This is a genomic window from Howardella ureilytica (genome assembly GCF_054657495.1).
The window spans coordinates 14,259-27,644 of the sequence record NZ_BAAHYP010000016.1; the positions used below are offsets into that span (position 1 = coordinate 14,259).

General features: G+C 35.7%; 11 protein-coding genes. 1 reads left to right on the forward strand and 10 read right to left on the reverse strand.

The genetic code is table 11. From position 1 onward, the window contains the following. Positions 1-7: 7 nt before the first annotated feature. The 10 genes from dprA to fliB all read right to left on the reverse strand — a co-directional run bounded on the left by dprA (position 8) and on the right by fliB (position 13,041). A complete protein-coding gene (gene dprA, locus ACYQ1N_RS07315) occupies positions 8-1,246 on the reverse strand; it encodes a DNA-processing protein DprA (protein WP_459834429.1) in 1,239 nt (412 codons plus the stop codon). Beyond that, complete coding sequence (locus ACYQ1N_RS07320) at positions 1,233-2,747, reverse strand: YifB family Mg chelatase-like AAA ATPase (protein WP_459834431.1); 1,515 nt, start codon at positions 2,745-2,747, stop codon at positions 1,233-1,235. Before ACYQ1N_RS07320 ends, dprA begins: the two co-directional genes overlap by 14 nt. Before the next feature lie 395 nt (positions 2,748-3,142). After that, positions 3,143-5,923 carry a Cna B-type domain-containing protein gene (locus ACYQ1N_RS07325; RefSeq protein WP_459834433.1) on the reverse strand — a complete coding sequence of 927 codons (2,781 nt, stop codon included), beginning with the start codon at positions 5,921-5,923 and terminating at the stop codon, positions 3,143-3,145. A gap of 266 nt (positions 5,924-6,189) precedes the next feature. Continuing rightward, a complete protein-coding gene (locus ACYQ1N_RS07330) occupies positions 6,190-7,113 on the reverse strand; it encodes a hypothetical protein (RefSeq protein WP_459834435.1) in 924 nt (307 codons plus the stop codon). Positions 7,114-7,270: 157 nt separating this feature from the next. Then, the gene (locus ACYQ1N_RS07335; RefSeq protein WP_459834437.1) at positions 7,271-8,155 is read right to left on the reverse strand and encodes a DUF6612 family protein; all 885 of its coding nucleotides are present in this window, start codon (positions 8,153-8,155) and stop codon (positions 7,271-7,273) included. Positions 8,156-8,336: 181 nt separating this feature from the next. After that, positions 8,337-9,218, reverse strand: a complete 882-nt coding sequence (locus tag ACYQ1N_RS07340; RefSeq protein ID WP_459834439.1) for a DUF8091 domain-containing protein — start codon at positions 9,216-9,218, stop codon at positions 8,337-8,339. Between the two features lie 5 nt (positions 9,219-9,223). Beyond that, complete coding sequence (locus ACYQ1N_RS07345) at positions 9,224-10,834, reverse strand: peptide chain release factor 3 (RefSeq protein WP_459834447.1); 1,611 nt, start codon at positions 10,832-10,834, stop codon at positions 9,224-9,226. A gap of 10 nt (positions 10,835-10,844) precedes the next feature. Next, the gene (locus tag ACYQ1N_RS07350) at positions 10,845-11,105 is read right to left on the reverse strand and encodes a hypothetical protein (protein WP_459834441.1); all 261 of its coding nucleotides are present in this window, start codon (positions 11,103-11,105) and stop codon (positions 10,845-10,847) included. Positions 11,106-11,212: 107 nt separating this feature from the next. Further along, on the reverse strand, positions 11,213-11,779 hold the full coding sequence (locus ACYQ1N_RS07355; protein ID WP_459834443.1) for a metal-sensing transcriptional repressor: 567 nt from the start codon (positions 11,777-11,779) through the stop codon (positions 11,213-11,215). Between the two features lie 188 nt (positions 11,780-11,967). Then, the gene (fliB, locus tag ACYQ1N_RS07360) at positions 11,968-13,041 is read right to left on the reverse strand and encodes a flagellin lysine-N-methylase (RefSeq protein ID WP_459834445.1); all 1,074 of its coding nucleotides are present in this window, start codon (positions 13,039-13,041) and stop codon (positions 11,968-11,970) included. Between the two features lie 201 nt (positions 13,042-13,242). Here fliB and ACYQ1N_RS07365 point away from each other — a divergent pair. Continuing rightward, positions 13,243-13,386 (forward strand): transposase (locus ACYQ1N_RS07365; protein ID WP_459834405.1); only part of this gene is annotated, 144 nt, incomplete at its 3' end.

Here is a 13,386-nt window from a genome sequence, read left to right on the forward strand (position 1 = left end):
TTTCATTTTATATTATACGAATTGAGTAATTGTTGTGAGATGTCTGCCTGGCTTTCCCCTGTAAAGTAAGCATTACTAATCCTGAAATTACATCTTCACTACTCAAGTTAGTTATTCTAATAAGTTCCTCCACACTTTTCGGAACAAAATCAAGGCAACTATACAATAAATCCAAATTACTATCAAGTACACTTTTTCCTTCATTACCGTAGCGAGTATATAATTCACTGTGATTTAATTGTTTTTTTTCTGAAATTTCGGATTCGTTAAATGTCTTTTCCGTGTTGTTATTATCTTCGTGTGTGTTTTTTCTACATATATTATCTTTATATAACTTTCTCATGTCTTTATTCGACAATTTGCCTGTTACGGCACATGAATTTTCTATATCTTTATATGATGATATAAGATACGCTCCGGACCTTATTAGTTCGTTACATCCTTCACTTACAGGGTCGTTAATTCTTCCCGGTAAAACATATACGTCCTTCCCCTGTTCCAATGCCTGATCCACAGTTATCAAAGAACCCGACTTCTTTTTCGCCTCGGCAACGAACAGCGCATCCGAAATGGCGGCTATTATTCTGTTTCTATAAGGAAAGTTGTATGAAAACGGACTTGTTCCCGGCGGATGTTCAGATAATATACATCCCTTTTCCTTTATAGTATTATATATGTCAATATTTATTCTCGGATAACATATATCAACGCCGCAGCCAAGCACGGCACACGTATATCCTCCGGCTCTTAACGCACCTTTATGGGCATAAGTATCTATTCCTGCCGCTAATCCTGATACTATTCCTATTCCCATCTTGGACCATTCGTATGAAAAACCTTCCGTAAAAGTAATTCCGTATTCCGTACATGTCCTCGATCCGACAACTGAAATGTGCGGATTATCAATTTGCGGCAATTGTCCGTAATAAAACAATGCATACGGATAATCATTTAAGTTGTATAACGACTCGGGATATTCCTCATCATCGTAAAATACTACTTTCATTCCGTTTTTAATATTTTTTATAAACAGTCTGTATATATCGGTATTCTTCTTAGATTCATTAATATTTGCAACAGTTCGGTCGGTTATTCCTTTTATTTTTTTTAATTCATCCGAATCGGCTTTATATATATTCTCCGCATCGCCGTATATTTCGAGAAGTTTGCGTATTTTGTGCGGTGACAGCCGCAATGATTCAACAGTGGATAACCAAAACTTATAATATGTTTTATCTGTGTTCATATATGTTTCTAAACCCCGCCGCCTCGGAAATGTGATTAATATCTATACGCTCCTTATTATCTAAATCCGCAATGGTTCTTGCGACTTTTAATATTTTCACATACCCTCTCGCCGTCAAATTAAACTTTGAAAATATTTCTCTCATCAACTCTCCCTCACAGCTTCCCAATTTACAGAACCTGTCTATATTTCCGTTAGACATTTCACTGTTAAAATTAATTTTTTCATCAATAAATCTCTCTTTTTGTATTATTCTTACCCTTTCAACCTGTTCCCGCATACTATTTGTGGAATATAAATTATCTTTATCTTTGTTATTCATATCATCGAACGTTACCGTCTCGGTTCTCACACTTATATCAAATCTGTCAAATATCGGTTTTGAGATTTTGCCTATATACCTGTCTATATCAATATCCGTACATTGACATTTATGTCTGTCAGGGTAATAACCGCATTTACACGGATTCATTGCAGCTACCAGCATACAGTCGGCAGGGTATTGTACGGTATATTTATTCCTGGAAACCGTCACAACTCTGTCTTCCAACGGTTGCCTTAATGCCTCCAGTACATTGGTTTTAAATCTTGTAAGTTCATCCAAAAACAATACTCCCTTAGATGCCAATGTAAGTTCTCCGGGCTTAGGTGTACTTCCCCCTCCGACCAGAGCCGCTTCCGTCAGATTAGTGTGCGGTGTTCTGAACGGCCTTCTGTTTATAAGTGTCTTATTTCTAAGTAAACCGGCGGTACTGTATATTTTTGTTATTTCAGTCATCTCATAAACTGACAATTTAGGCAGTATCCCCGGTATTCTTTTGGCAATCATTGATTTACCGCTTCCCGGAGAACCTATAAGAAGTAAGTTGTGCATCCCGCAGGCACTAATCAACGCCGCTCTTTTCGCCATATATTGTCCGTGTATATCGCTGAAATCCACATCCGTATATGAATAATTGTCCGATATTTTGTAATCGGCCGGATTCAATTTTTTTATGTCATTAAGAAAATCAACCACGTCTTTCAGATTATCAGCTTCAAAAACATCTATTCCGTCAACATATACACATTCATACCCATTCCCCGAAGGCACTATGACATATTCAAAGTTTAGTTCTTTAGCTTTTAAAACAAATGCAAGGACACCGTCTACGGCTCTTATACTGCCGTCAAAACCGAGTTCACCGATAAATACTCCGTTATTGACACATCCCTTAATGATTCCGTTCGACTTTAATATTCCGATTGCAACGGCAACATCAAGCCCTGTTCCGTTTTTCCTGAGATTAGCGGGCGTAAAATTTATAATAATTCTCTGAGGCGGTATATCATATCCTGAATTTTTTATTGAAATCTTAACTCTTTCCTTGGCTTCTTTTACTTCCGTATTAAGATATCCGCTCATTTCAAAACACGGCAATCCGCCTCCCACATCTGTTTCAACACCTACAATATGTGCATCTATTCCGAACAGAGTCATTCCATATGTCTTTGAGTACATCCGTCTCCTTTCGCAGTAAACATAAAATACTGAAATATATTGTTAAATACCGTATTTCCAAATGTCGAAAACATTATTAATGTTGCGTTTTCATATTGATAATACCGTAAGCGGGAACATTTTTTTGATATATTTAATCTGTATAAGTATTGAAAAAAGTTGAAAAATAAATTGAATAATGTTATAAATAAATTATCAAAACATTTGTTTGTGTTTTAATTTTATGTTTTAATTAATAAAATGTCAATAGCGGGAGAAATATTATCCTTATCTTTATTTTTATTATTCCGTAATATCGGTCGATTAACCTATAATTAATAAATCGACAATATTACTGAAGACAACAAAATAACAAAAAGAACACAGGCCTGATTGCCTATGTTCTCAAACACTTATTACATACGATGTTTATGTTTGTTTTTTACGGAATAAATTATTGCTGTAGATATAATTGCTATGCCTAATACAACAAAATAAGGCAATACATTTAATGCATCACCTGTTTTAGGTGAACTGCCCTTATTCTGTTCTTTCAGAGGTATGTCGGGAGTTTCACCCGGCGTTTCCGGCGGAGAATCAGGAGTTTCCGGAGGAATTTCAGGTCTCATTCTGTTAGTTATCAGATACCCGCTCTCCGCACTTCCCGATATTATTTCTTCATAATCTTCGCTAATATTCACTTCTCTTACCGTATATGTAATCTCCTCATTTTTATTGTTATATTTTTCTAAATTCGTAAATGAACCTGTCCAATTATTATCTTCATTTAATGTAATTATTTTTCCGTTTACGTCTTCTCCGTCTGCCACAAGCTGTACATCTACGCTGTCAGGTCTTTTTCCGCTGCGGTTGTTGTCATCTTCCCAAATTTTTGTAACTTTTATATCTGTTTTGTCCTCTACAGGGCTGTTTGTGATTTTAAATCCATCATGCTGATCCCCGCTGATTGTTCCTACATATCCGTTTACATGTTCTTCTTTTACGGAATATATAATATTTTCACCGTTTGCGGTTACGGGCAGATCTTTAAATTCAGTTTTCCATCCGTTATCCGCACTTAATCTTTCGGTTTGTATATCATATTCTTTGCCTCCGACGGTACCGGTTAACGTTACGGAAACAGATTCCGGACGATTATCAGACGCATTTTCATCGTTCCATATCTTCTCTGCAGCTATATTCGTAATTTCTTCCGGTGTACCTATTGTAACAGTACCGTTGCTTCCGATACCGGCGCCCCTTGTTTCTGAAACATTACCGCTTATTATTACCTTTCCCAACCGAGAAGTTAATTCATTTCCTGTTTCATCCGTATGAAGAAGCAAATAGTTGTTATTTTCCAATGTACCCTTGTGATCTTCTTCCTTCAAATATGAATTATCACTGTTTTTCCAATTATATGAAACTCCTCCCAACATCCTCTTGGAAATCTCATATTCCGGATTGCCGCTGTGTAAACCGAAATAATTACTTTGCAAAATAAATATTTCACTTCCTTCATTTCCTTTATGATTTCCGTAAATTGCAGCTCCGTCGGTTATATAAATTTTAGTTTTTGATATCGGACAGGCGGCATAACCTGCTCCGTCTGACTTAGACGTGTTATCCGTTATAATAACATTCTTTAAATACAGCTCTCCGTTTGCACCGTTTACACCGTACATGTCGTTGGCACCGTTTACATAGATACCCCCGCCTCCGAAAGAATTTTCCGTATATCCCGTGGCGTCCATTTTATTGTTTATTATACTTCCGCCGTAAATATATGCCTTAGATACTCCTCCGAAGTAATATTTGGCCTGTATAAATATTCCGCCGCCTGATGAACCGGCAGTATTCCCTTCAACGGTTCCTCCGTTCATGTTCAAAACATTACCGTCACCCCATTGATTTGAACCAAGACTGATACCGCCGCCTATTTCATTTGAATAATTATTAATTACTTTCGCGTTTCCCGACATATTAATTGTACTGCCCTGATCCGCCAATACACCTCCGCCTGCCGAATAAAACTGACTCGGCACGGTACTTCTGTCTGTTACACGCTTTGAATAATTATTTTGAATCACTCCGTCCGTAAAATTCATAACGGAACCGTATAAATAGACTCCTCCTCCGTATGTGGCCTGATTACCTTCAATAATACCGCCGTCCATATTGACGGTTGCTCTCACGGCATTCATCGCTCCGCCGTTGGTAGAAGTGTTTACTATATCTTTAATCTTATTATTTCTTAATATCGCCCCGGAAGATATATTTATTTTCGCACCGCTTTTTACGCTGATGAGCGAATTTTCAATGTTCTTATTATTTTCCGTATTACCGTCAATTATTACATCAGACAGCGTAACCGTATTGCCTGATTCAACACTGAATAAATATCCGTTGAATCGGGCTCCTCTTATTATTTTTGCATTAGTGCCCTTTAATGAAATGTCTCCGCTAATTTCGGTTCTGCCCACAACAATAATATTTTTTATTGTCGGATTGGTCAGCGAAAGTTCCTTTGCCTTTTCAAATGTTTTTACCGCCTTTTCCGAAGTTGTTCCGTCATTAGAATCGTTCCCCGACTGTCCGTCCAGATATATTTCTTTGATGTGCGGATTCTTTGATGTCACATTCATATCCGTAACCAAAAGTGCCTTCTTTCCGTTTACGGGATCTGTAACATAACCTTCATTCAACTTTAATCTCGGAACACTTAATATCATTTTTCCGTCAGATTTTTTCAAATATAAATCATAATGCAAAAGATACGGCTCAATATCGTTTCCGTCTTCCGAGCCGTAATATTCCACATCGACCCGTTCATACGGAATATTGATATTTTCAAAAGAAATATCACCGTGCCAGGTATAATCCTCTGACGTATATGACATTTGTTTAATCAATGTCTCACTTTGTCCGTCAATATGAAGTTCAAAATCAACCGTAAAATCTCTTAAATTCCAGTTATCATGGTCAAAAATATCATTTTCCGGTTGAGTCATCCAATAATTGGCATATGCTCCGTTCGGATAGTCATAAGTTGTCATGGCTTTTCTTGTTATTCCGAAATTCAAAACATATCCATTATCTTCAGTTTGATTTTGGGCGTATACCAAACCTCCTGTGAACAGTGACACAAACAGCGTAATTACTGCCGTCAACCATAATAATAACTTGCTTTTTCTCATTGCACCTCCGTATTTATAATGTCAAAATACTTTGTTATAAAGATGACAATGCTATTTTATCATGAAATTGTTATTTAATTAACATAATATGTTAATAATTTAACATATATATTTTATTTTTAATAAAAAACCTCTTTTTCAGAACTTCGCCACGCATTAAAATTACGACGCTGCTCTGAAAAAGAGGACATTATGTTAAATTTTATTTTATTGTTTTTGTCTTTCCGCGGATAATCATGTAAGTTCGGTACTCATTAGCTCTGAAATCAGGTATTGTTCACTACTTTTTCCGCATTATTCTTTACTTCATCCGGAACCGTTATTTCTTTTACATTATTATATCCGTTGATTTTAAATTCTACTACCGCGTTATCCATAGAAATCGATGTTTTTTTACCTGCTGCCTTATCAGAGACGGAGCCTATCAGAGAATTAATTACCTCTGTCATTGAATCCCCCAAATCAAATTTAATTCCTTTAATTTCATGGGTCTTCTTATCAAAATAAATATCCGAATTAAACTTTACGTTATTTAAAATATCACTTGAAATATTCTTTCCGTTCAAAACGCCTAACCCGTCGGCAAATGCCTTGTTAATTTCTTCATTTCCCTTTGTAAGATCGGTAAGGGTATAGCTTCCGGAAATCACATAACACTCACTGCCGTTATATTGCTCCGTACCTTCTTTTAACTCCAGTTTATCATTTACGTTTTTGATTCCGTTTATTATTTCCGTTATCTTACCGGGATCAAATTCAGCGGTTGTATCACTTTTCTTTTTACTGTATACATTCCATGTCAAATTGTCACCTGAAAGGGTTTTTGTTCCGGTGTAAACATTTACATTATCACCCTCTTCAACTATATACATTTCCAATGCAGAATTTTCTTTAAATCCGCTTACCGAAAGTTCGGTATCACCTTTAATGTGACTTGAACCGTCAGGAAGCATTTGTTCAATATCAATATTATTTTTCAAATTCAAATCTATGTTTTTATCCGCAACTACAACATTGATTTTTGAATTTTGACCTATAGTTGCGGATAATGAAGAACTTTCGGCAATTTTCTTCAATCCGTCTTCTATCAATGCCTCTTTTGATGCAGGCGCCGCGGCTCCGCATCCTGACAATACCATTCCCGCGGCACCCATTGTTGTCACTATTCCTGTCAAAAATAACTTATTCATCTTCCCCTCCATGACTTATTCAAATCAAATATATTTTACCATATTAAATAAAAACACCTGATACTTGTATCGTATCAAGTGTTTTTACAACAATATTAAAAGATACGAAACGGGAAAATCCGTCATAATCGACTTTCCTGTTTTCAAATTAATAAGATCAGTTAGCGCTGTCGGTTACTTCCTTTGGAATATCAATCGATTTTACGTTATTGTATGTGTTAACAGTCGTAATTTTAGATGAGTTAACTTTTATATCCATTTTTCCGCCTGATGAATCCAACTGCTCTTTCAACGCTGCTTCAAATATGGACTTTATTGACTCTGCCATATCAACTTCAACGCCCTTTACTTCCTTTGTTTCGGAATCGATATAATATACCGTCTTCGCCATTATATCCGAAACACCGTCGAGCCCGAGCTGACTAAAATCATTACCGGAATTAGCCAAATATTTTGAAATCTGATCAAACCCAATGTCGGCCTTTACGACATAGCAGTTGCTTCCCTCATAGGTTTGGGTTTTATTGTCCATGGAAAATGAAGCTTTGTTATCTTTATACAAATCATAAAGATTAATATTTATTTGTTCACTTGCCTTTTCATAATCAACGGATGATTTAGTCCAGTCTGATGAAGTTCCCCCTGTTGAATTGGTTGAATAAATATCAACTTTTTTGCTGTCAGTTGGGTTAACAGCCATATATATTTCTGACTTTGTCTCGCTTTCCACACCTGAGAAACTCTGTTTCATATTATAAACCTGATGTGAAGCAAATTTATCCAATACAGCCTCTATTGTTCCTTCTCCGGACATCTTCATGTTAAAATCCTGACTTTGTCCGTTAACGGAAGCCGATACCTTAAGGTCAAAATCTACATTCATTTTTGTTGTAACGGATTTTACGGACGCCATGGCTGTCTTTGTATCTTCCATAACGGAATCTATGGTAACATTGCTTGCTGAACCGCCGTTATTGCTTCCGCATCCTGCAAATATAACTCCCGAAGCAGCTAATGAGCCTATTAATAAAATTTTCTTCATATACAAATCCTCCAAACAAAACTTTCCCATTTACTTTGTTAATTATACTACATTATTCATATATTTGTATTAATTTTTTAATATGTCTTAAAATATTCCTAAAACATTCTACAGTGAACAGCATAAAACCTAAGTACTTGATCTGATTTAATGAACGAAAAACCCTGTCATCAAAATATTTTTACATCTTTATCAATTTGTCGTTAATATTGTAAAGATAGAATCTTCCCTTCTTGCCTACTCTTTTCACCACCTCTATATCGTTCAATACACGAAGCGATATAGATGACTGATATGATGAAATATTACAGCATTCAGAAAAATCACCTGACGTGAATTCATCTCCCAGTTCTAACGGCAAGAATTGAATCCAATCTTCATATCTGTCTATTGTATAAATATTATTAATTCCCAAAGGAATTTTATTTAATTTTGAATATGGTCTTCTCTTCCCGTTTCTTATGGGCATATTGCTGTTTATTTGAAGAATATCCATTTCATATATGTGAATCTTTATGTTTTTGTGTATTAAATAATCCTTTATGCCGTAAAGTTCGTCAAATACATCATAAATATTACCTTTAAACGGTGATTTTCTGATACCGGACTCCATAAACCGTTCAATGTCGAACTTACCGCTCTTTATATCTTTTATGTCAATATATGTTATCCATTTATTATTTATAAGAGGATAAACTATGCATACATTATAATTTTCCAGGAAAACATTTAGTTTAGGTTTTAATTTGTACAGGCTTTTTGTCTGTATTTCCGTAATAGTATTACCGTTTTGTATATCGGCAAAATAATTGTCCACATATACTTCGTGATTATCAATATTATCATCCATATATCTTTTCAGACAATTATGCAATATACTCTCTCCCATTGTTCCTATGGGACCGTTTTCCGTATTAACTTTATTTTTTAAAACACTTTTACGGGAAACTGTCATTATATCAGAAAGATTAGCAAGCACACTTTCCCGTATACCCGCTAATCTTTCATAATCAGTATAATTATTATTATAAAGCAACAGTTCCCTCACGTTTGAAGGTTTCATATTACTTATTCTCTCTTAAGGCCGCCTGTTCCGAATTCGGATAACTCCAATCCCTTATTTCTTTCAAGAACCATTCTGATACTCCATTCGTGAACAAATAAAAGAAGAACATTGCCCTTTAAGTCACGAATCTTCTTCATATCAGATGTTCCGTTTATTGAGTCCGGATCGAATTCATCCTGATTACTTATGTATCTTATATATTCATAAGGAAGCTGCTCAAGACCGATGTCAACATTATATTCACTTGCGAGTCTGAACTTTAAAACATCGAACTGAAGCGTGCCGACCGCACCTACTATAATCTCTTCCATTCCGGTAATATATTCCTGGAATATCTGAACAGCACCTTCCTGGGCAATCTGTGTAATTCCCTTTACAAATTGCTTCCTTTTCATTGTATCAAGCTGTTTTACTCTTGCAAAATGTTCCGGAGGGAATGTAGGTATACCCTCAAATGCAAACTTATCCTTTGAGCTGCATAAAGTATCGCCTATGGAGAATATTCCCGGATCGAAAATACCGATAATATCGCCCGCATATGCCTTATCTACTATATGCCTTTCACTTGCCATTATCTGCGTAGGCTGTGAGAGCTTAATCTTCTTGTTGGACTGGACATGCCAGGCTTCCATACCCGCATCGAATTCTCCGGAAACAATTCTGATAAATGCTATCCTGTCTCTGTGGGCTTTATTCATATTAGCCTGAATTTTGAATACAAATGCACTGAAATCCTCGGTTTCCGGCTCTATAACTCTTAAGTCTGACTCTCTTGAAGCCGGAGATTCCGTCATCTTTAAGAAATGGCGTAAAAATGTTTCAACTCCGAAATTGGTAAGGGCGGAACCGAAAAATACAGGCGTAAGATTACCTGCTCTTACTTCATCTAAATTAAACTCACTTCCGGCGCCTTCAAGAAGTTCCATGTCTTCCTCAAGTTTTTCTCTGAAATAATCACCTATCTGATCATCTATTGAAGGATCGTCTATTGAAACATTCCAGGTATTAACTTCTTTCTGCCCGTTCATCTCTGCGGTAAACATGTTTACTTCTCTTGTTTCCCTGTCAAATACGCCTTTGAATTCTTTTCCCGATCCTATAGGCCAGTTCATCGGACATGTGCTGATTCCGAGTATGCTTTCTATATTATCAAGCAATTCAAACGGATCTTTTGACTGTCTGTCCATCTTGTTGATGAATGTAAATATTGGGATATGTCTCAGAACACAAACTTTAAAAAGTTTAATCGTCTGCTTTTCAACACCCTTGGAGGCGTCAATAACCATGACTGCAGAGTCTGCCGCCATAAGCGTCCTGTATGTGTCCTCCGAAAAATCCTCATGTCCCGGTGTATCAAGAATATTTACACAATATCCGTCATATTCAAACTGCATAACGGATGACGTTACCGAAATACCCCTCTGCTTTTCAATTTCCATCCAGTCAGACACAGCATGTTTAGCCGTCTTTTTTCCCTTAACGGAACCTGCAAGGTTAATCGCTCCTCCGTATAACAGAAACTTCTCCGTAAGAGTTGTTTTACCTGCATCCGGGTGGGAAATAATCGCAAAAGTCCTTCTTCTTTCTATTTCTTTATTCTTATCGTTACTCATCATATTCACATCATTCTAAACTATTAAGCTGGAAGTCATAAGAAATAACACACTTATCTTTTTCATCGAATCTTCTGAACAAATTAACGATATCCGTCATTACGGATTCAAAATCATCCTCATCCGCCTCTACCTGCAAAACGTGTGCATCGTTAAATAATTCAACAGATTTTACCTTTTCATTCTTTCTGATATCTTCCAAAATTGCATCAGCTTCTTCACTGCTGATAGTCTTATTTTTAGGATAAGTTACACTATAAGATCTAACCATTTTTCTCTCCTTCATGATTGCAAGATTATCTTTTAGCCATAATCATTCTTATATAACATGTTTTCTGATTATACATAACAAAATTATCCTGTGCAATGATAAATTTATTACTTCATAAACTGATCCAGCGCCTGATTGAGTGTATCGATAACATCATCATCACCGTGCTCAACCGAATCGATAATACAATGTGTGAGGTGCTCTTTAAGTATTTCCCTTCCTATGTTGTTAACGGAAGATTTAACTGCCGCAAGCTGTACCAAAACATCGGAGCAGTCAACCCCGTTTTCAACCATTAATTTTACATGCTGCATATGTCCTATTGCTCGGCTGAATCTGTTAAGTATCTTTTTTGTATGGGCGGGATCGTGACTGTGCCCATGTTCGGAACCGTCGGTATGCGTATGAGTATGCGCATCTTTGTCGATAAACTGTATCTTGTTGTCTATCTCTTCCTGAGTTGCTATTCTGACTTTAACAATACCATGATCCTTTATGTGGACATGTGCAAAGCCTTCTTCATGCATTTTCTTATGGCAATCTTCATCAATATCTTCCGAAAAATGATTCGGATTTGATTTTGAATGACTGTGCTCATGGTCGTGAGTATGACCGTGAGATATCCCAACCTGTTTATGATTAAGTTCATTTGCATTTTCTTCAATATTGCCCATATTCACTCCTAACCCCTTCTGATACAATATAATAAAAATATACAATAATAATTAATCCATATTTTACAATAACTAAAGTTTTTAAAATAATTGTATTTGATTATATCATTAATCCATAGCTGTTTTCTATTGATTTTTGCCCGGTAACAATTTAAAGGTGATTTTTTTACAATTTATATTCTTAAATATTACATGTCACGGAGTATTCCCGTAAGTATGTCGTCTCCGTATAATTCACTTTTTCCCATCTGCTCCGTAACATATTCATAATTAATATAGGAATGTTCGAATTGCCTCGAATACAAATGAAAAATATCGGCAATGTTTTCATCGGTAATATCTTTATGTACATAAAGATATGATTCACAGAGTTTTCTGCATACAATATACGCCACTACTGCTTTTTTTATCTGAACAACCGCATTGTCTTCATACACTGCCTGTAGAAAAAACCTGTAGACATAATAGAACATTAGATTTTCAAATGAATAATTATTGTTTTCAATGCTTACAATATGCTCTTTCAGAACTGTTTTTTCTTCATCTCCGATATTTTTATATGCATTATATTCTTCCAGCTTTTTATGCCAATCGGCATTTATTATTTCATAGCCATCAAAAGGCTTTAACATATATTCAATATCGTAATCCGGCTTTTTATTTTCCGATAAATCTTCGGTTTCTTCATCATTTTCCCAAATAAATACTTTTTTATAAATTTGTATCAGCCTTTCCGAAAGAGTTCCCCGTGATTTATCAAATATAATATTAAAAATATCTTTTCTCAGATGAATTAACTCGAAATAAACAGATGCGTCAATGTCATTGTATGTCTTCACCGTCTCATCATTCAATTCGGAAACCAGCTCCGTTTTTCCGATATTTACAAACATTTCCGCCACAACCGGACAAGAAGGAGCAACTCCGATTTCTCTTGTCGAACCGTATTCATTTTTAAATCTGGGAAATTCATCGCAGGTTTCACATAAGGCGTTTTCGCCCAGTTCTTTATATATATCGCACAAATTGTCTTTATCGAGAAACGGACATCGCATATTTTCTGTAAGTTTGAAGGTACAACCCCCGTCTTTCTTTGGTATCATCACATTTAACAGACGTTTGCCGATTTCTCCCTTTTGCTCCTTATAGAATTCGTAAGACCGCTCATCCACGTCAACATCCCAGCCCGCGCAACATGTATCTCCGCACTTTTCCGCAATGCATTTAAAATCTTTATAATAATCCGGTGTAACTGTTTTCATTTTATTATCCTCAAATTTTTCGATTTATTTTACTTTTATCCGTAACAACAAATAATTTTTTGAAATTTTAATATGCCGTGAGCAAGAAATCCCCCACATCTATAGGTGGTGGGATGAATTGTGATAAACACGGCATTTATTCATATGTAACTTTACGTTATAATGTAATCAGTCTTAAATAAACAAAAGGTTACAAACACAATGAATTTTGACACTAATAATCATTCAGTATTTATACTGCATTATCATCTGATCATGTGTATCAAATATCGAAATAAAGTCATAAATGATGAAATATCCAATCGTCTAAAAGAGATATTTGGATATATTGCTCCAAATTATAAC

Excerpts from the sequence above, each read along its gene's own strand:
- ACYQ1N_RS07340 (WP_459834439.1), bottom strand. The coding sequence starts at position 9,218 with ATGAAACCTTCAAACGTGAGGGAACTGTTGCTTTATAATAATAATTAT.
- dprA (WP_459834429.1), bottom strand. The coding sequence starts at position 1,246 with ATGAACACAGATAAAACATATTATAAGTTTTGGTTATCCACTGTTGAA.
- ACYQ1N_RS07355 (WP_459834443.1), bottom strand. The coding sequence starts at position 11,779 with ATGGGCAATATTGAAGAAAATGCAAATGAACTTAATCATAAACAGGTT.
- ACYQ1N_RS07330 (WP_459834435.1), bottom strand. The coding sequence starts at position 7,113 with ATGAATAAGTTATTTTTGACAGGAATAGTGACAACAATGGGTGCCGCG.
- ACYQ1N_RS07335 (WP_459834437.1), bottom strand. The coding sequence starts at position 8,155 with ATGAAGAAAATTTTATTAATAGGCTCATTAGCTGCTTCGGGAGTTATA.
- ACYQ1N_RS07350 (WP_459834441.1), bottom strand. The coding sequence starts at position 11,105 with ATGGTTAGATCTTATAGTGTAACTTATCCTAAAAATAAGACTATCAGC.
- ACYQ1N_RS07320 (WP_459834431.1), bottom strand. The coding sequence starts at position 2,747 with ATGTACTCAAAGACATATGGAATGACTCTGTTCGGAATAGATGCACAT.
- fliB (WP_459834445.1), bottom strand. The coding sequence starts at position 13,041 with ATGAAAACAGTTACACCGGATTATTATAAAGATTTTAAATGCATTGCG.
- ACYQ1N_RS07325 (WP_459834433.1), bottom strand. The coding sequence starts at position 5,923 with ATGAGAAAAAGCAAGTTATTATTATGGTTGACGGCAGTAATTACGCTG.
- ACYQ1N_RS07345 (WP_459834447.1), bottom strand. The coding sequence starts at position 10,834 with ATGAGTAACGATAAGAATAAAGAAATAGAAAGAAGAAGGACTTTTGCG.